19 protein-coding genes and 1 pseudogene are annotated in these 18,231 nt (G+C 70.9%); 6 read left to right on the top strand and 14 right to left on the bottom strand.

The window, feature by feature from the left end:
- The first annotated feature begins 31 nt into the window (after nt 1-31).
- The gene (locus tag ACIPK3_RS31120; protein ID WP_402575102.1) at nt 32-316 is read left to right on the top strand and encodes a hypothetical protein; all 285 of its coding nucleotides are present in this window, start codon (nt 32-34) and stop codon (nt 314-316) included.
- A gap of 14 nt (nt 317-330) precedes the next feature.
- A pseudogene (locus ACIPK3_RS31115) lies at nt 331-466 on the top strand (gfo/Idh/MocA family oxidoreductase); the annotation flags it as partial.
- 4 nt (nt 467-470) lie between these two features.
- Here ACIPK3_RS31115 and ACIPK3_RS31110 read toward each other — a convergent pair.
- The 14 genes from ACIPK3_RS31110 to ACIPK3_RS31045 form a co-directional block, all read right to left on the bottom strand.
- Entirely contained in the window at nt 471-1,166 is a 696-nt protein-coding gene (locus tag ACIPK3_RS31110) for a L,D-transpeptidase family protein (RefSeq protein WP_402575100.1), read from the bottom strand.
- 571 nt (nt 1,167-1,737) lie between these two features.
- On the bottom strand, nt 1,738-2,004 hold the full coding sequence (locus ACIPK3_RS31105; protein ID WP_402575098.1) for a GlsB/YeaQ/YmgE family stress response membrane protein: 267 nt from the start codon (nt 2,002-2,004) through the stop codon (nt 1,738-1,740).
- Between the two features lie 378 nt (nt 2,005-2,382).
- Nucleotides 2,383-2,775 carry a YccF domain-containing protein gene (locus tag ACIPK3_RS31100; RefSeq protein WP_402575096.1) on the bottom strand — a complete coding sequence of 131 codons (393 nt, stop codon included), beginning with the start codon at nt 2,773-2,775 and terminating at the stop codon, nt 2,383-2,385.
- Nucleotides 2,772-3,635, bottom strand: a complete 864-nt coding sequence (gene htpX / locus ACIPK3_RS31095; protein ID WP_402575094.1) for a zinc metalloprotease HtpX — start codon at nt 3,633-3,635, stop codon at nt 2,772-2,774. The genes ACIPK3_RS31100 and htpX overlap by 4 nt, the downstream gene beginning before the upstream one ends.
- Nucleotides 3,636-3,890: 255 nt before the next feature.
- The gene (locus ACIPK3_RS31090) at nt 3,891-5,426 is read right to left on the bottom strand and encodes an NADH-quinone oxidoreductase subunit N (RefSeq protein ID WP_402575092.1); all 1,536 of its coding nucleotides are present in this window, start codon (nt 5,424-5,426) and stop codon (nt 3,891-3,893) included.
- Nucleotides 5,423-6,997, bottom strand: a complete 1,575-nt coding sequence (locus tag ACIPK3_RS31085) for an NADH-quinone oxidoreductase subunit M (protein WP_402575090.1) — start codon at nt 6,995-6,997, stop codon at nt 5,423-5,425. The genes ACIPK3_RS31090 and ACIPK3_RS31085 overlap by 4 nt, the downstream gene beginning before the upstream one ends.
- Before the next feature lie 6 nt (nt 6,998-7,003).
- A complete protein-coding gene (locus ACIPK3_RS31080) occupies nt 7,004-8,998 on the bottom strand; it encodes an NADH-quinone oxidoreductase subunit L (protein ID WP_402575088.1) in 1,995 nt (664 codons plus the stop codon).
- Complete coding sequence (gene nuoK, locus ACIPK3_RS31075; protein WP_402575086.1) at nt 8,995-9,390, bottom strand: NADH-quinone oxidoreductase subunit NuoK; 396 nt, start codon at nt 9,388-9,390, stop codon at nt 8,995-8,997. Before nuoK ends, ACIPK3_RS31080 begins: the two co-directional genes overlap by 4 nt.
- Complete coding sequence (locus tag ACIPK3_RS31070) at nt 9,390-10,028, bottom strand: NADH-quinone oxidoreductase subunit J (RefSeq protein WP_402575084.1); 639 nt, start codon at nt 10,026-10,028, stop codon at nt 9,390-9,392. The genes nuoK and ACIPK3_RS31070 overlap by 1 nt, the downstream gene beginning before the upstream one ends.
- Nucleotides 10,025-10,540 (bottom strand): 4Fe-4S binding protein, encoded by a 516-nt coding sequence (locus tag ACIPK3_RS31065; protein WP_402575203.1) that lies wholly within the window; start codon nt 10,538-10,540, stop codon nt 10,025-10,027. The genes ACIPK3_RS31070 and ACIPK3_RS31065 overlap by 4 nt, the downstream gene beginning before the upstream one ends.
- 80 nt (nt 10,541-10,620) lie before the next feature.
- Nucleotides 10,621-11,589: an NADH-quinone oxidoreductase subunit H gene (locus ACIPK3_RS31060; RefSeq protein WP_402575082.1), complete on the bottom strand. Its 969-nt coding sequence runs from the start codon at nt 11,587-11,589 to the stop codon at nt 10,621-10,623.
- Nucleotides 11,586-13,049 (bottom strand): NADH-quinone oxidoreductase subunit C, encoded by a 1,464-nt coding sequence (locus ACIPK3_RS31055; RefSeq protein WP_402575080.1) that lies wholly within the window; start codon nt 13,047-13,049, stop codon nt 11,586-11,588. The genes ACIPK3_RS31060 and ACIPK3_RS31055 overlap by 4 nt, the downstream gene beginning before the upstream one ends.
- Nucleotides 13,046-13,654: an NADH-quinone oxidoreductase subunit B gene (locus ACIPK3_RS31050; protein ID WP_402575079.1), complete on the bottom strand. Its 609-nt coding sequence runs from the start codon at nt 13,652-13,654 to the stop codon at nt 13,046-13,048. The genes ACIPK3_RS31055 and ACIPK3_RS31050 overlap by 4 nt, the downstream gene beginning before the upstream one ends.
- The gene (locus tag ACIPK3_RS31045) at nt 13,645-14,049 is read right to left on the bottom strand and encodes an NADH-quinone oxidoreductase subunit A (protein ID WP_402575077.1); all 405 of its coding nucleotides are present in this window, start codon (nt 14,047-14,049) and stop codon (nt 13,645-13,647) included. Before ACIPK3_RS31045 ends, ACIPK3_RS31050 begins: the two co-directional genes overlap by 10 nt.
- 207 nt (nt 14,050-14,256) lie before the next feature.
- Here ACIPK3_RS31045 and ACIPK3_RS31040 point away from each other — a divergent pair, with 207 nt between their 5' ends.
- The 4 genes from ACIPK3_RS31040 to ACIPK3_RS31025 all read left to right on the top strand — a co-directional run.
- Nucleotides 14,257-15,459, top strand: a complete 1,203-nt coding sequence (locus ACIPK3_RS31040) for a sensor histidine kinase (protein ID WP_402575075.1) — start codon at nt 14,257-14,259, stop codon at nt 15,457-15,459.
- Between the two features lie 111 nt (nt 15,460-15,570).
- Nucleotides 15,571-16,947, top strand: a complete 1,377-nt coding sequence (locus ACIPK3_RS31035) for a sensor histidine kinase (RefSeq protein ID WP_402575073.1) — start codon at nt 15,571-15,573, stop codon at nt 16,945-16,947.
- Nucleotides 16,948-17,176: 229 nt separating this feature from the next.
- Nucleotides 17,177-17,836 (top strand): LuxR C-terminal-related transcriptional regulator, encoded by a 660-nt coding sequence (locus tag ACIPK3_RS31030; protein ID WP_402575201.1) that lies wholly within the window; start codon nt 17,177-17,179, stop codon nt 17,834-17,836.
- Between the two features lie 207 nt (nt 17,837-18,043).
- The coding region (locus ACIPK3_RS31025) for a hypothetical protein (RefSeq protein ID WP_402575071.1) at nt 18,044-18,231 on the top strand (188 nt) is incomplete at its 3' end.

Here is an 18,231-nt window from a genome sequence, read left to right as displayed (position 1 = left end):
GTGTCCCCCTCGCTGAAAGGACACAGGGCACATGGCGACCGATGCGGCACGGATCACCGGGAAGGTCCAGGGCCGGGACATCGTCCTGGCCGGACCTCTGTCGAAGGACGAGATCCGGGACACGGTGTGGTGGTGGCCGGACCCCGGCTCGAAGACCGCCGGGGAGAAGGAGAGCGAGGCCCACGAGTACGACCACTCGCACAAGGACGTGATCGCCACCCTGGGCGGGTATTACGAGGTTCCCGACAGCTCCCGTACGTCCGAGGCCGAGGAGTTGGTGGACCTGGTGTACACGGAGCTCCACTTCGAGGCGTAGGCGGTGAGTGAGCGCGCACGCTGCCGCCGGTCAACGCCCGGGCGGCCGCCCCCTGCACCCTGCCGGGCATCGTCGCGCACGAGTCGCACAGCAGGGTGGGGTGGGGTCCGGCCGGCGAACGCCGGCTTCGGGGAAGCTCCCGCGGCGTGAGGGCTCAGGTGCCCGGCTTGCGGCCGTAGACGAAGACGTCGTCGCCGTTCTTCAGCAGCGACCAGTACTTCTTCGCGGTCGTCGTGGTCATGTTGACGCAGCCGTGCGAGCCCGGCGGGTTCCACATGCTCAGGCCCACCGAGTGGAAGGCCTGGCCGCCGTCGAAGAACTGGCTGTAGGGCATCGGAACGTTGTAGATGTTCGACACGTGGTCGATGTCCCGCCAGTAGATCTTCTTCAGACCGGTGCGGGTCTCGTACCCGTCCCGTCCGGTGCGCACCGGGACCGGGCCGTAGACGAGCTTCTTGCCGTCCTGGATCCAGCTGAGCTGGAGGGTGAGGTTCACGCAGGCGATGCGGCCCTTGTTCACCGGGCACTTGCCGTCCTTGTTCGGGTTGTGCCCGACGGCCTTCTGCTTGTTCATGAGGTCCATCACGCCCCAGGTGATGGACCCGGCGTAGCCGATGTTGGGCGTGATCCCGTGCTTGGTCTGGAAGGCACGGGTCGCCTTGCAGTCGGCGGCGGACTGCTTGCCGTCGACCGGACGGCCCAGGAACTTCTCGACCTGCTTCTGGTACGGCCCCGCCTGCGTGGTGCAACCAGCGGCCTGTGCCGGTGCCGCGGTGAAGGCAAGGGTGAGCGGCGCCACCAGCCCCGTGACACCCAGCACGATGGCACCTCGTCTGCGTATGTCCCCCATGATGAGTACTTCCTCTTCTCCCCAACGCCCCAGGGTCTGCCCCGGGGTGTCTCCCTGCGCGATTCGCGCGACTTCGGACTACTAGACCCGCTGAGGGCGGACACGGTTGTGCGAGTGGTCGGGCTGTGACAAGACAGTGAACTTCGCCGCTCGTACGGGCGGTGACCCCTACGACAGGTGGGACCCGACACGGTCCGGTTCCCGCTGATTGGGCGGGTGCGCGGCCGACCGCGTCGGCCACGGACGAGGGGATCCTCGCCGACCTGAAGGCGGGATACCCGCCCCGCTGTCCCGTCCCCGCCGAACGGTCCGAGCCCGTGGCCTGACGGCCGAGGCCTCTGCCGCGCCCGAGGGCACAGCCAGGGAACATGGGCCTACCGGTGACCGACCGGCCCGACCCGCGCGGACGTTGCCGGGCGGTGTTCGGGGCGCGACGGGAGCGGTGAGCCGTTGGCGCGCCTTCATCTGCCGGCGTGGGAGGTCGACGCACTGCGCGGGGGACGGCGCGGAAGGCTGGGCGCCCGCCGATTGCGGCCGCCCTTCGGGGTGCCGTCCGCGCGTGGAGGCTCGGTCAGTCGCGCGAGTTGCCGAAGAGGATGCGGTAGGCGATCAGCAGCACCAGGGAGCCGCCGATGGCCGCTGCCCAGGTGGTGCCGTCGTAGAAGTCCTTGCTGATCGGATGGTCGAGCCAGCGGGCCGATATCCAGCCCCCGATGAACGCGCCCGCCACGCCGATGACCGTCGTTCCGATGAAGCCGCCGGGGTCGCGCCCCGGCAGCAGGAATTTCGCGATGGCTCCGGCCAACAGTCCCAGGATGATCCAGCCGATGATGCTCATGCCGTGAACCTGCCCTCTCGTGCTGTGCTCGCACTTGGCCGGCCCTGTGACTTGCGTCCGGGTCGGCCGTGCCGCACAGGCCGTGCCGTGTCGGTGGTGAGGACGCCGGAGGAACGCCGTTCGGTTGCGGAGATCAGCTGGGCGTCGGCCTCCGGTACGGCGACGGCGCCCACACGCGGCACCCGGCCGGGACTGCGCACACGCAGGCAGACAGTCACCCTGCGGCCGCGGACCTGCTGTCGGCCGGGGCTAACCCTTACAGCCCGAGGGCAGGGGGCGGCAGCCCCTGGACCGGCGGCCGATGGGGATGGGATGCGGGAGGTCATGAAGGCGGGTGCGGCCACGATTCCGTCGGCGGCACCCGACGCGGATCTGCCCTCAGCGTGCCGCGAACGGCTCGTCCGTGGGGACGATCTCGCGGCCCAGCGGGAGCAGCGATACCGGGATCAGCTTGAAGTTGGCGATGCCGAACGGGATGCCGATGATCGTCAGGCACAGGGCGACACCCGTGACGATGTGGGCGAGGGTCAGCCACCAGCCCGCGAGAACCAGCCACAGGACGTTGCCGATGCAGGAGGGGGCTCCGGCGTCACGGCGCTCGACCGTCGTATATCCGAAGGGCCACAGGGCGTAGACGCCGATCCGGAACGCCGCTATGCCGAACGGGATGCCGATGATGGTGATGCAGAGCAGGACGCCGGCCAGCAGGTAGCCCAGGAACAGCCAGAAGCCGCTCAGGACCAGCCAAATAACGTTCAGAATGGTCTTCACTGGTTGCGACCTGCCATCTTCTCTAGCCGTGCGATCCGCTCCGCCATCGGCGGGTGTGTCGAGAACATCTTCGACAGTCCCCGGCCCGGGCGGAAGGGGTTGGCGATCATCATGTGGCTCGCGGTCTCGATCTTGGGCTCGGGAGGCAGGGGTAGCTGCTTGGTACCCGCGTCGAGCTTGCGCAGGGCGCCCGCGAGGGCGAGCGGGTCGCCGGTGAGCTGGGCTCCCGAGGCGTCCGCCTCGTACTCCCTGGAGCGGCTGATGGCCAGCTGGATGACGGTGGCGGCGAGCGGGCCCAGGATCATGATCAACAGCATGCCGAGCAGACCGGGGCCGTCGTCGTCGTCGGAGCGGCCTATGGGAATGAGCCAGGCGAAGTTCACCAGGAACATGATCACCGAGGCGAGGGCGCCGGCGACCGACGAGATGAGGATGTCGCGGTTGTAGACATGACTGAGCTCATGGCCGATCACACCGCGCAGCTCGCGTTCGTCCAGGAGTCGCATGATGCCCTCGGTGCAGCACACGGCGGCGTTGCGCGGGTTGCGGCCGGTCGCGAAGGCGTTCGGCGCCTCGGTCGGTGAGATGTAGAGGCGGGGCATGGGCTGGCGGGCCTGGGTGGAGAGCTCGCGGACCATGCGATAGAGAGCCGGGGCCTCGAACTCGCTGACGGGGCGGGCGCGCATCGCGCGCAGTGCCAGCTTGTCGCTGTTCCAGTACGCGTACGCGTTGGTGCCGAGCGCGACGAAAACGGCGACGATCAGTCCCGTGCGGCCGAAGAAGCTGCCGATGACGATGATGAGTGCGGACAGTCCCCCGAGGAGTACTGCCGTCCTGAGCCCGTTGTGCCGGCGGTGCACGGTACGCCCTCCAAGTGTGCGGCAGGGGAACCCTTTGCTTGCGGATTTGCTTGCTGAGGCGGGGCCACTGTGGTGTCACTGTGCGGTGTCACGTCCAGTGGACCCTCCCGCAATGGTCAACGCCAGGCGGCGGCCGCGGGTTCCCCGGCGGGCACGGCGGCCCGGGTCCGCCGTCCGGGTGATGGCGGACCGGCCCCGCCGCGCGTGGGGCCGGTCGTCCGCCACGTCGCGGTACGACTCAGAGCGCGGTACGGCTCAGAACAGGTCGGCGCCCGCGAAGCGCAGCACCAGCTGGGGCGCGCCGGACAGGACGACGCCGAGGACCGCGCTGACGGTGATCGCGGCGGTGAGCGGGCCCGGGACGCGGTGCCTGGCGGGCTCGCCCTCGGGGGCGCGGAACAGCAGGGCTGTCCACTGGAGGTAGTAGAAGAGGGCGATCACCACGTTGACGGCCATGACCACGGCCAGCCAGCCGAGTCCCGCGTCGACGGCCGCCGAGAAGACGGTGACCTTCGCGAAGAGGCCGATGACGCCCGGCGGCAGTCCGGCCAGGCAGAGCAGGAAGAACGCCAGGATCAGGGCGGCCAGGGGGTGGGACGCGTACAGGCCCCGGTAGTCGGAGACCCGGTTGAGGGACTTCGTACGGCCGACCAGTGCGGCCACCGCGAAGGCGCCGAGGTTCACGGCGCCGTACATCAGGGCGTAGGCGACGGTGGAGCCGATCGCCTTCCGGGGGTCCTGGTCGTATCCGGCGGCGGCGATCGGCACCAGCAGGTACCCCGCCTGGCCGACGGAGGACCAGGCGAGCAGCCGTACCGCGCTGTACGCGCGCGTGGCCTGCTGCCGCAGGGCGCCGACGTTGCCGACGGTCATGGTGAGGGCGGCGAGCGCGGCGAGCGCGGGCCCCCAGACGCCGCCGTACGAGGGCAGGGCCACGACGGTGACGAGGATCAGGCCGGAGAAGCCGACCGCCTTGCCGACGACCGACAGATAGGCGGCGACGGGCAGCGGGGCTCCCACGTACGTGTCGGGCACCCAGAAGTGGAAGGGGACCGCGGCCGTCTTGAAGGCGAAGCCGACGAGGGTGAGGACGACTCCGGCCTGGGCGAGCGTGTGGAGCTGGCCGGGGACGTGCTGGATGCGGGCGGCCACCTGGGCCAGGTAGAGGGTGCCGGTGGAGGCGTAGACGAAGCTGATGCCCATCAGGCTCACCGCGGTGGCGGTGACCGACGACAGGAAGAACTTCAGGGCGGCCTCGGAGGACCTCCGGTCGCCGTGCCGGATGCCGACCAGGGCGAAGGCGGGCAGCGAGGCCACTTCCAGGGCCACGACCAGGGTGGCGAGGTCGCGGGAGGCGGGCAGCAGGGCCGCGCCGGACGCCGACGACAGCAGCAGGAACCAGAACTCGCCCTCCGGGATCTTCCTGCGGTCGTCCTTCAGCGCGGTGACCGACAGCAGGGCGGCGAGGAGCGCGCCACCGAGGACGAGGAACTGGATGACGAGGGTGAACCGGTCCGCCGTGTAGCTGCACGTGTGCGGGTCGCCGGTCAGGCAGAAGGTGCTGCGGTCGCCGCCCAGCAGGGGCAGCAGCAGGAGGGCCGATACGGCGAGTCCCGCGACGGAGACCCAGCCGAGCACGGCCTTCCTGGCCTCGGGCAGGAACAGGTCGGCGACGAGGACGGCGAGCGCGACGACCGCCGCGGCGGTGGGCGGAGCGATCGCGAGCCAGTCGACGGACTGGACCGCCGACGCGACGGCCGTCTGGGCCTGCGGCTGGGCCAGGACGCTCATCGGGTGCCTCCTGCGAGGAGCTGCTGCACGGCCGGATCACTGAGGCCGAGGAGGGCCCTCGGCCACAGTCCGGCGACGACGGTGAGGGCGACGAGCGGGGTCCAGGCCGCGAACTCGTACGTCTGGACGTCGGCGAGCTTCGGCGCCTCCTGCGGCACGGCGCCCATGCACACCCGGCGGACCACGGCGAGCATGTACGCGGCCGTCAGCAGCGTGCCGAACGCGGCGACCGACATGAACGTGAGGAACGCGGGCCGGCTGAGGCCCGCCGCGGGGTCGAACGCGCCGAACAGGGCCAGCATCTCGCCCCAGAACCCGGCCAGGCCGGGCAGGCCGAGGGAGGCGACGGCCGCGAACGCGAGGAGACCGCCCAGGCGGGGGGCCTTGCCGTAGAGCGCGGCACCGGCCCCTTCCGCGAGGGTGTCGAGGTCGGTTGTGCCGGTGCGGTCCTTCAGGGCTCCGACCAGGAAGAACAGCAGGCCGGTGATGAGGCCGTGGGCGATGTTGGCGAACAGGGCGCCGTTCACGCCGGTCGGGGTCATGGTCGAGATGCCCAGCAGGACGAAGCCCATGTGCCCGACGGAGGAGTAGGCGATGAGCCGCTTGAGATCGCCCTTGGCGCCCTGTCTGGCGAGGGCCAGGCAGGCCAGGGATCCGTAGATGATCCCGACGACGGCGAAGGCGGCGAGGTAGGGCGCGAAGGTGTGGAAGCCGTCCGGGGCGACCGGCAGCAGAATCCGGACGAACCCGTAGGTGCCCATCTTCAGCAGGACACCGGCCAGCAGGACCGAGCCGACGGTGGGCGCGGCGGTGTGGGCGTCGGGCAGCCAGCTGTGCAGCGGCCACATCGGGGTTTTCACCGCGAGCCCGATCCCGATCGCCAGAACGGCGATGACCTGCACGGATGTGGTCAGGGACCGGCCGTTGTCAGTGGCGAGTGCCACCATGTCGAAGGTGCCCGCCTTGATTCCGATCAGGAGCAGGCCGAGCAGCATGACGACGGATCCGAGCAGCGTGAAGAGGATGAACTGCCAGGCGGCCCGGGTCCGGTCCACACCGCCCCAGCGGGCGATGAGGAAGTACATCGGGATGAGCACCGTCTCGAAGGCGAGGAAGAACAGCAGCAGGTCGAGGACGGCGAAGCTCGCGAGGGTGCCGGCCTCCAGGACGAGCAGCAGCGCGACGAAGGCCTTCGGGGCCGGGCCCGTGGGCGGCTTGAAGTAGGAGTACAGCGCGCAGAGGAAGGTCAGCAGCGCGGTCAGGACCAGGAGGGGGAGGGAGATGCCGTCGATGCCGAGGTGGATCCGCACGTCGAGTGCGGGGATCCAGCTGATGTCGGTCGTGGCCTGCATCTTCGCCGGGTGGTCGTGGTCGAAGCCGAGCGCGAGGACGATCGCGGCGGCGAGGACCGCACCGGTGACGGTCACACCGTGCCGCAGTACGGCCTGCTCGGGTGACTTCCCCTTCAGCCCGGGCGGTGCGGGCAGGAGAGCGGCGGCGGCCCCGAGGAGCGGGCCGACGACGACGAACGCCAGAAGGAACTGCATCACGGACTCGCTGATATCGATCACGCCTGCTCACGCTCCCGTGGCGACGAGGAGGACGGCCACCGCCAGGACGACGGAGCCGGCGAGCAGCGCGCTCACGTAGGTCTGCACATTGCCGGTCTGCGCGCGGCGTACGGCCGCCCCGAGCAGCCGTGGCAGCGCGGCCGCGCCGCGTACGTAGGTTTCGACGACCTCGCGGTCGAGGAACCGTACGAGGCTCGCCCCGGCCTGGACCGGGCGGACGAACAGCACCGCGTACAGGGCGTCCAGGTGGAAGCCGACGGCGGCGTGCCGGTGCAGCGGGCCGAGCAGCAGCCGTCCGGGGTCCGCCGGGTCGGGCGCTTGGGCCACGTCGCCGTAGGCGGCCTTGTGGCTGGCGATGGCCTCCTCCTCGACGAGTCCGGCGTCGCCCTCGGGATGGGCGGCGACCGCGCCGAGGGGGAACCGTGCGGCGAGCGGTGCGGTGCGCTGCCAGGCGCCGTAGGTGACCAGGACGCCGACCAGGGCGAGGCCGGTGCCGAGGATCGAGGTGAGGAGGGTCGGGTTGAGGTCGCGGCCGTCGAACCAGTCGGGCAGCACACGGTAGGCGAGCCCGCCGAGGGCGAGCGACGGGACGGCGAGCACCCACAGCACCACGGTCATCGTCAGGGGCTGCCTGCCGTGGTCCGGCGCCTCCGCGCCACGGCCGTGGAAGGCGAGCAGCCACAGGCGGGTCGCGTAGCCCGCGGTGAGCAGGGCGGTGAGCAGGCCGGCGACGAGGACGATCCAGCCGGCGCCGGGCGGGGCGTGTCCGGTGTGGCCGGTGGCGACGTGTTCGGCGGCGCCGAGCACGGACTCCTTGGAGAAGAAGCCGCTGAAGGGCGGGATCGCGGCGAGCGCGAGGAGCGCCACGGTCATCGTCCAGAAGGCGTCCGGGACGCGGTCGCGCAGATGGCTCATGCGGGACATGGCGGCCAGTGAGTTGGTGCCCGCGGCGTGGATGATCACGCCCGCGGCGAGGAACAGCAGCGCCTTGAACGCGCCGTGGGAGAGAAGGTGGAAGACGGCGGCGCCGCGGTCGCCGACGGCGAGGGCGCCGGTCATGTAGCCGAGCTGGCCGATGGTCGAGTAGGCGAGGACGCGTTTGATGTCGTCCTGGGCGAGGGCGGCGAGGCCCGAACCGGCCATGGTGACGGCGGCCATGACGGCGAGGACGACCAGCGCGGCGGAGGACGCCTGGAAGACGGGGAGGAGGCGGGCGACGAAGTAGACACCGGCGGCGACCATCGTCGCGGCGTGGATCAGCGCGGAGACGGGGGTCGGGCCCGCCATGGCGTCGGGAAGCCAGGTGTGCAGCGGGAACTGGGCCGACTTGCCCGCCACGCCCGCGAGAAGCAGCAGGGCGATCAGGGTCGGGTGGTGCAGTCCGCCGTTCGCCACGGCGTCGAGGACCCGGGTGATGCGGAAGGACCCGGCGTCGGTGGCGAGGGCGAACAGGCCGATGAGGAAGGGGACGTCGCCGAGCTTGGTGACCAGGAAGGCCTTGAGGGAGGCGGCGCGGGCTTCCGGGGTCTCCCAGTAGTGGCCGACCAGGAAGTAGGAGCAGATGCCCATGACTTCCCAGCCGACCAGCAGCACGATCAGGTCGCCGGAGTAGACGACCAGGAACATCGCGGAGGTGAACAGGGAGACGAGGGCCGCGTAGGAGGGGTAGCGCGGGTCGTCCCGCAGGTAGCCGGTCGAGTAGACCTGCACGCAGGTGGCGACGACTCCGACGAGTACGGCGACGAGGGCCGCGAACCCGTCGATGTACAGGGCGAGTTCGATCGGGATCGAGCCGGTCGGGGTGAGCTGGGTGTGGGCGGTGACGGCGGTGCCGCCGCCCTGGCGCACGGCGACCAGCACGGTCAGGGCCAGTGCGGCGAGGGTCGGCAGGATCGCGAGCGGCCGGACGAAGCCGGGGGCGGTGCGGCCGAGCAGCAGGCCGCCGACGGCGCCGAGGAACGGCAGGAGGGGGACGAGGGCGGCGAGGGTGGTCGTGGTCACGCGGTGGCCTCAGCCTTCTCGGCCGCGGGCGCGCCGCTGTCGGGGCCGTCGCCGTCGGGGCCGTCGGGCTCGTGGCCCTCGGCGGTGTCGCGGAGCCTGTCGATGTCGGAGGTGCCGCGGTTGCGGTACACGGCGAGGACGATCGCCAGACCGATGCCGATCTCGGCGGCGGCGATGGCGATGGTGAACAGGGTCAGGGCCTGCCCGGAGTGCAGGGTGTCGGCGGCCGTCTTGCTGAGCCAGACGTCGAAGGCGACCAGGTTGAGGTTGACGGCGTTGAGCATCAGCTCGACCGACATCAGGACCAGGATCGCGTTGCGCCGGGCGAGGACGCCGTACAGGCCGGTGCAGAAGAGGAGGGCGGAGAGCACGGCGGGATAGGCGAGGTGCATCAGCGGGCGCCTTCCTGCTCGATCGGGTGAATCCCGGAATCCGTGACGGAGGTGGAACTCTCGGTCACCGGTCGCGAGTTCACATGGGGAGGGCCGGACTCGGCCTTCGCCTTGCGGGACAGGACGATCGCACCGACCAGGGCCGCGAGGAGCAGGACCGAGAGGGCCTCGAAGGGCAGCACCCAGTTCTGGAAGAGGCTCTCGCCGGTGACCTTCGTCGACCCCGCGGCGGCGCCGTCGAGGTCGACCCAGGTGGTGCGGAAGGCGTCGACGACCACCCAGACCAGGGCGGCCGCGGCGGCGACCGCCACGGTGAGGGCGGCCCACCGGTTGCCGGAGTCGGCGTCCGGGGAGCGGCCGATGGGCGCCCTGGTGAGCATCAGACCGAACAGAAGGAGGACGACGACGGACCCGACGTAGATGAGGACCTGCACCCAGGCGATGAACTCGGCGGTGAGCAGGAGGTACTCGACGGCGAGACCGCCGAGGGCCACCACGAGCCACAGGGCGGCGTGCACCAGTTGCCGGGTGGTGACGGTGACCAGGGCGGCGCCGAAGGTGACCAGGCCGACGAGAAGGAAGGCGATCTCGACACCGTTCGGGGAGAGGAAGCCGTGGGTGACGGCGGCGAGACTCACGCGTTGCCCTCCTCGGGAAGCCGGGGCTCGGCCTGGGCCTGCGCCTGGGTCGCCGCGAGCTTCTCGGCGGTTTTCCGGGCAGCGGCGAGTTCCTTGGGCTCCTCCGCGCCGGGGTCGAGGGCGGGCGGTGCCGGGACCGTCCACATCCATTCGCGGAGCTTGTCGCGCTCATGGGTGAGTTCACGGATGTCGGTCTCGGCGTACTCGAACTCGGGTGACCAGAACAGCGCGTCGAAAGGGCAGACCTCGATGCAGATACCGCAGTACATGCACAGGGAGAAGTCGATGGCGAAGCGGTCGAGGACGTTGCGGCTGCGTTCGCGGCCGCCGGGGGTGGCCGCCGGGACCGTCTCCTTGTGGGAGTCGATGTAGATGCACCAGTCCGGGCACTCGCGGGCGCACAGCATGCAGACCGTGCAGTTCTCCTCGAACAGACCGATCACGCCACGGGTGCGCGGCGCGAGGTCGGGCTGAACCTCCGGGTACTGCTCGGTGACCGTCTTCCTGGTCATCGTGCGCAGGGTGACGGCGAGACCTTTGGCGAGGCCGGAGCCAGGGATGCGGGACCGGGCGGGCCGGGGCTTCTCGGCCACTAGGAGATCACCACCTTGACGATGCCGGTGAGGGCGATCTGGGCGAGGGAGAGGGGGACGAGGAGGGTCCAGGACAGCTTCTGGAGCTGGTCCTCGCGCAGCCGGGGATAGGTGACGCGCAGCCAGATGACGACGAAGGCGAGGACCGCCGCCTTCAGCAGGGTCCACACCCAGCCGAGGCCGTCGGCACCCCAGGGACCGTGCCAGCCGCCCAGGAAGAGGACGGTGGTCAGGCCGCACAGGACGATGATCCCGGCGTACTCGGCGAGGAGGAACAGCGCGAAGCGCAGGCCGGTGTACTCGGTGTACGCGCCGAAAATGATCTCCGAGTCGGCGACGGGCATGTCGAAGGGAGGGCGCTGGAGTTCCGCGAGACCGGCCACGAAGAACACGAGCGCACCGGTGATCTGCCACGGCAGCCACCACCAGTGGAAGGCATCGACGATGCCGGGAAGGGAGACCGTGCCGGCCGCCATCGCCACCGAGGCGGCCGCGAGGAGCATCGGAAGTTCGTAGGCGAGGAGTTGCGCGGCGGTGCGCAGGCCACCGAGAAGGGAGAACTTGTTGGCGCTGGCCCACCCGGCCATGAGCGAGCCGAGGACGCCGACGCCCATCACCGCGAGCACGAAGAAGACGCCCGCGTCCACGACCTGGCCGACCGCGCCCTCGCCGGGTCCGACAGGGATGGCGAGCAGGACGAGCAGATAGGGCAGGAGGGCCACGGCGGGGGCCAGCTGGAAGATACGGCGGTCCGCGCCCGCCGGGACCACGTCCTCCTTCTGCGCGAACTTGACGCCGTCCGCGACGAGCTGGGCCCAGCCGTGGAACCCACCGGCGTACATCGGGCCGAGCCGGCCCTGCATATGGGCCATCACCTTGTGCTCGGCCTGCCCGACGATCAGCGGGAAAGTGAGGAAGACGACGAAGACGACCAGGAGTCGCAGGGCGACGTCGAGCACGTCGTTCACTGCGGGCCTCCGGTGGGGTTGTCGGGGGCGGCGTCCGGTTCGGGGGCAGCATCCGATTCGGGGACGGCGTCCTCGGAGGCGGACTGTTCGGAGGCAGGCCGTTTGGGGCCGGGCGACTCGGAAGCGGGCGCCTCCGGGACAGGCGTCGGGCCCGTCTCCGGGTCCGGCTCGCGCATCAGGTCCGGGTCACGTTCCGGCTCCGGGGCACGGTCCGAGTCCGGCGTCGGCTCCGGGGCACGCGCCAGGTCCGGAGCACGCTCCGGCTCCGGCTCCGTAGTCGCGTCCGGGGTCGAGTCCGACGCAGGGGCCGGACTTGAGTCCGGACCGCGCTCCGGCTTCGGCTCTTGTTTCTGGGCCGGCTCGTCGAAGGCTGGGCGGGCGTGGTGCCAGGGGGCGTCCGAGCTGCGCTGGGCGGCCGGATCGGGGATCTGCTTCTCGGCCGCATCCTGCGCCCGCTGAGAGGCGGACCCGCTGCTCGCACTGCGCGCCCGGCGCGGACCGGCAGCCGGACCGGTCGGCTCGGCAGGCTCAGGGGCAGACGCCTCAGCCGCATCCTGCGCCCGCTGGGAAGCGGACCCACTGCTCGCACTGCGCGCCCGGCGCGGACCGGCGGCGGGAGGCTGGGCCTCAGGGGACTCCGGAGGCTGGGTGGTGGGGTGCTGTTGGGAAGCGGATCCGTCGCTCGCGCTGCGCGCCCGGCGTGGGGCAGTGGGGGGGACGTTCCCGGTCGGCGGTGTCTGGTCGGTGGCTGCCGGCTCCGCCGCTGTGGCCTGGCCTGCCGGCTCCGCCGCGGTGCGGGCACGCCGTACCGGCCGCTCCCCCGCGCCGGCTTCGCCGGCCGCGCGAGCGGGGCGGGCCGCCGCCCGGGCCGGGCGGGCCGGGGCGGGAGGCAGCTGGCCCTTGAGGGGGCCCCATTCGTTGGGGTCGGGGACGCCCGGGGGCAGAATCTGGCGGCGCTTGGGGCCGCCGTGGTCGGACTCGCCCGGTTCCTTGGCGCCGGGCCAGGCCTTGGCGACTCGGGCCGCGAGGACGAAGTCCTTGCGCAGCGGGTGGCCCTCGAAGGTCTCGGGCAGGAGAAGGTGGTCCAGGGCGGGGTGGCCCTCGAAGCGGACGCCGAACATTTCGTGGGTCTCGCGTTCGTGCCAGGCGGCGCCCGCGTAGACGCCGACGGCGGAGGCGAGTACCGGGTCCTCGTGCGGGACGGTGGTGCGCAGCAGCAGTCGGCGGACCGGGGACAGGGCGGCCACGTGCGCCGCGACGCGGAAGCCGGTGCCCGGTTCGTCGACGGCGCTCAGCCAGTCGAAGTAGGTGCAGGAGAGGGTCGTTCGGGCCGTCTCCAGGGCGGTGAGCCAGGAGGACGGCGGAACGTCCACCGTCAGGACCTCGTACGACTCCTCGGCCGTGGCCTCCGGGCCGAAGAGTTCCTCGGCGGGGGCGGGCAGCCAGCCGACCGTGGTCATCGCGGGTCTCCCTCGGCAGCGGGCGGCTGTACCAGGGGGCTCCGCAGCGCGGCGGCGGAGGGGCGCGGGGTCCCGGTGGCGCCGTAGCGCTCCTCCAGGGACTCCTTGGCGATCTTCTCCTGGAGCTTGAGGATCCCCTGGAGCAGTGCCTCGGGGCGCGGCGGGCAGCCGGGGACGTAGACGTCGACGGGGATGATCTGGTCGACGCCCTTGGTGACGGAGTAGGAGTCCCAGTAGGGGCCGCCGCAGTTGGAGCAGGCGCCGAAGGAGATGACGTACTTCGGCTCGGGCATCTGCTCGTACAGCCGCTTGACCGCGGGGGCCATCTTGTCGGTGACCGTGCCGGAGACGATCATCAGGTCGGCCTGGCGCGGGCCCGGTGCGAACGGGATCACGCCCAGCCGGATGAAGTCGTGGCGGGCCATCGAGGCGGCGATGAACTCGATGGCGCAGCAGGCGAGGCCGAAGTTGAAGACCCAGAGCGAGTAGCGGCGGCCCCAGTTGAGGACCACCTTCATGGGCTCCGGGGCGAGGCGGGCGAGCGTGCCCAGCCGCATCGGCTCGGGAAGCGGCACCGGTCCGGAGGGCTCGGGAGTCACGTCCATGTCAGCACTCCCTTCTTGTACGCGTACAGCAGGCCCACGGTCAGGAAGCCGAGGAAGATGAACATCTCCACGAGCGTGGTCGCGCCGTAGCCCGGGGCGGCGAAGACGGTCGCCCAGGGGAACAGGAAGATCGAGTCGACCGCGAAGATCACGTACAGGAAGGCGTAGACGTAGTAGCGGACCTGGGTGTGTGCCCAGCCCTCACCGACGGGGTCCACGCCGCACTCGTAGGTCAGCAGTTTCTCGGGGGTGGGGACCACCGGGCGCAGCAGCCGTCCCGCGCCGAAGGCGACTGCCACGAACAGTACGCCCACCAGAACGAGCAGTCCCACGACCGAGTAGGACTGGAAGTAGTCCGCCGCAACGACGGTCGAGCCCCCCAACGTCTCCCGCAACGTCCGTCCCTCGCTCCCTGGCCTGGCGACACCGGTCAACGCTTGATGCGACTGATTCGACGATCTGTACGCACGGGAGTCTAGGCCCTGATAAAGAGACCGTAAGCAGCCCGTCACACCCTGAGATGCCGGGGTGGGGTTTTCCCCAGGAAGGGGCGACGGAGAACATCATGGCGCCCTCCCCCGTCACACGGCACGCTTGCCGGTATGACCGCACCTTCCCCTTCCGACTCCCCCGGTGACGAGCCGCTGCCGCCGGCCCGTTTCGCCTACGACTCCCGTACCTGGAGGGAGATCGCACATTCCCTGCTGAACCTGCCGGTGGCGGTGGTCGGGTTCACTTACGCCGTCACCGCCGTGGCGGTCAGCGGCGGGCTCACCGTCACGGTGGTGGGTTTTCCGCTGCTCGCTCTGGCGCTGCTGGGCGCGCGGCTGCTGGGCGGGCTGGAGCGCGCGCGGGCGCGAGGACTGCTCGGGGTGCGGGTGGAGGAGCCGAGCGCGCTGCCGTTCGCCAGGGCCGGCGGGCTGCTCCAGCGGGTGTGGATGGCGCTGCGGGACCCGGTGGGGTGGCGGACCCTGCTGTACGGCCTGGTGCGGCTGCCGTGGGGCATCCTGACCTTCGTCATCACCCTGACCGGCCTTTTCGTGCTGTGGCCGGTGTTGCCGTTCATCGTTCGGGGTTTCACCAACGTCGACCGGATGATGGTGCGCGGGCTGCTGTCGCCGTCCGACGAGCTGGAGCGCCGTATCGCCGAGCTGGAGTCGGACCGGGGGGTCGTGGTCGACACGGCGGCCGCGGATCTGCGGCGTATCGAGCGCGATCTGCACGACGGGGCGCAGGCCCGCCTGGTCAATCTGGCGATGGGCCTGGGTCTGGCCAAGGAGAAGCTGCTGGAGGGCCGGGCCGACGAGCAGGTGGCGGCGATGGTGGACGAGGCGCACGGCGAGGTGAAGCTGGCCCTCCAGGAGCTGCGCGACCTGGCGCGCGGCATTCACCCGGCGGTGCTCACCGACCGCGGTCTGGACGCCGCGTTGTCGTCGGTCGCCTCCCGCTGCACGGTGCCCGTGAAGGTCACGGCCGACCTGGACGCCCGACCGGCGGCCGCGATCGAGGGGATCGCCTATTTCACGGTCTCGGAGCTGTTGCAGAACATCAGCAAGCACAGCGGGGCGAGGTCGGCGTCGGTCGACGTGTGGCGGTCGGAGAACCGGCTGTTGATACAGGTGTGGGACGACGGCCGTGGGGGCGCGCGGCTGGACGGCGGTACCGGGATGCGGGGGCTCGCGGAGCGGCTGGGCGCCGTGGACGGGCTGTTCGTCGTCGACTCCCCGCCCGGCGGTCCGACGACGGTCACGGCGGAGCTGCCCTGGCGGGACCGTGATCGGGACCGCACCCCTCCCCGGGGGTAGGGAAAACCCCCCGATCAGGACGCCGACGGCCTCCATGGCCTGAGAACCCGCGGCACGGGAGTGTGGAGGCACGGCAAGACGGCCGCCTGACGAGGAGAACGGACGACGCTGATGGCCACGGAGTACGGACGGGAGTACGAGCAGGGGTACGAGCAGGACTACGGGTACTACGGCGGCCCCGGGTTCCGGAGCGCGGAGGACGCGCGGGAGCATCGCGTGCCCGCCGTGCTGCGCGCGCCGTTCGAGGCCCGCAGCCTGCGGGAGTTCGGTTACGTACTGCTCGGCCTGCCGATCGGCATCCTGCTGTTCGTGTTCGCCGTGACGACGGTGTCGCTCGGGGCGGGCCTGCTGGTGACGTTCCTCGGTGTTCCGGTGCTGGCGGCGGCGCTGGCCGGGTGCCGGGGCTTCGGGGTCCTGGAGCGGGCGCGGGCGCGCGAGCTGCTGCGCCTGGAAGTGGCCGACCCGGAGCCCCTGCGGGTGGCCCGGCCGGGCGCGCTGGGCTGGATGGGTGCGACGCTGAAGAGCGGCACGTCGTGGCGGCACCTGCTCTACGCGGTGCTCCAGTTCCCCTGGTCGGTGTTCTCGTTCGTCGTCGCATTGACCTTCTGGACGTGTGGCTGGGCGCTGGTGTCGTATCCGCTGTGGTTCTGGGTGTTCCCGATGTACGGCGGCCAGGACGGCCTTCAGCTGTACGGCGACGACACCCACCGCGTCTACCTCGACAACCCGTTCGAGATCACCGTGACCGCGCTGGTCGGGCTGCTGCTGACGCTGTCCACGCCGTGGATCGTGCGTTCGCTGACGCTGGTGGACAGGCTGCTGGTGCGGGGGCTGCTCGGGCCGTCGCGGCTGGTGACGCGGGTGGTGGAGCTGGAGTCGGACCGGGGGACGGTGGTCGACACGGCCGCCGCCGACCTGCGGCGCATCGAGCGGGACCTGCACGACGGAGCGCAGGCGCGGCTGGTCGCGCTGGCCATGGACCTGGGGCTGGCGAAGGAGAAGCTGACCGAGGACCCGCGGACGGCCGCGCGGATGGTCGAGGAGGCGCACGGCGAGGTGAAGACGGCGCTCCAGGAGCTGCGTGACCTGGCCCGCGGAATCCATCCGGCGGTGCTCACGGACCGGGGGCTGGACGCGGCGCTGTCCGCGGTCGCCTCGCGGTGCGCGGTGCCGGTGCAGGTCGAGGTGGACCTCGTGGAGCGTCCGGCGCCGGCCATCGAGGGGATCGCCTACTTCACCGTCTCCGAGCTGCTCCAGAACGTCAGCAAGCACGCGCGGGCCGGTCGCGCGACGGTGGACGTGTGGCGCTCGGAGGACCGGCTGATGCTCCAGGTCATGGACGACGGCACGGGGGGAGCCGACATGTCCGCCGGTTCCGGACTCGCCGGGCTGGCCGAGCGGCTGGACGCGGTGGACGGGATCCTGGCGGTCGACTCACCCGCGGGCGGGCCCACCAGGGTCACGGCGGAGCTGCCCTGGCGAGGCTGACCACCGCACGACGGCCCCGAAAGGCCGAGAACAGGCCGACGACAGGCCCACGACAGGCCCACGACAGATCTACGACAGATCGACGACAAGCCGTTTCGGGGCACGGATCCTGACAGCCGTGTCCCGATTCCCGCTGCCCGGGGGCGGCGCGTCCCCCTTGCTGGAATGCTGGGCCTTCGTACAGACGGAGACGCGCGAGCACGGGGGCTGGAAGATCGTGGAGGACAGGGTGCGGGTGGTCATCGCCGAGGATTCAGTGCTGCTCAGGGAGGGCCTGACCCGGTTGCTGACCGATCGGGGGCACGAGGTCGTCAGCGGGGTCGGGGATGCCGAGGCGCTGGTCAAGACCATCGCCGACCTCGACGGGCGGGGCGAGCTGCCCGACGTCGTCGTGGCGGACGTACGGATGCCACCGACGCACACCGACGAGGGGGTGCGGGCCGCGGTACGGCTGCGCAAGGAGCATCCCGGGCTCGGCGTGCTGGTGCTGTCACAGTACGTGGAGGAGCGGTACGCCACCGAACTGCTGGCCGGTTCCACCCGGGGGGTCGGCTATCTCCTCAAGGACCGGGTCGCCGAGGTGCGGGAGTTCGTCGACGCGGTGGTGCGGGTGGCGGGAGGCGGCACCGCCCTCGACCCGGAGGTGGTCGCGCAGCTGCTGGGACGCAGCCGCAAGCAGGACGTACTCGCGGGGCTCACCCCCCGGGAGCGGGAGGTTCTGGGCCTGATGGCCGAGGGGCGGACGAACTCGGCGATCGCCAGGCAACTGGTGGTGAGCGACGGAGCAGTCGAGAAGCACGTGAGCAACATCTTCCTGAAGCTCGGCCTGTCCCCCAGCGAAGGGGACCACCGGCGTGTTCTGGCCGTCCTCACCTACCTGAACTCCTGATGGACTGACACTGTGTCAGCGAAGTCCCGAACCCGGAACCGATAGACCCAGAACCCAGAATCCAGAACCGAGAAACAGGCGGGGAGCGTCACCAGAAAGAGCTCGGGGGCGAGAAATCATGACAAGTCAGGGCGACGTAGGGTTGATCCTGGCAGAGTCCGCGGGACGGACACGCCCGGACAGCCGCCTCGAAGGAGGTCCAGTTCAGTGACCAGCCAGGTCAGCAGCCCAGCGGAGCAGGCCGACGGAGCCGTCGTGGGAGATCAGCGCAAACCGGGTGGCGTGAAGGATGTCCGCAGCCTGGATCGTGTGATCATTCGTTTTGCGGGTGATTCGGGTGATGGGATGCAGCTCACGGGTGACCGGTTCACGTCGGAGACGGCGTTGTTCGGGAA

The sequence above is a fragment of the Streptomyces sp. NPDC086787 genome (assembly GCF_044745865.1).
GTDB lineage: Bacteria > Actinomycetota > Actinomycetes > Streptomycetales > Streptomycetaceae > Streptomyces.
This window is presented reverse-complemented; position numbering and strand designations above follow the sequence as displayed.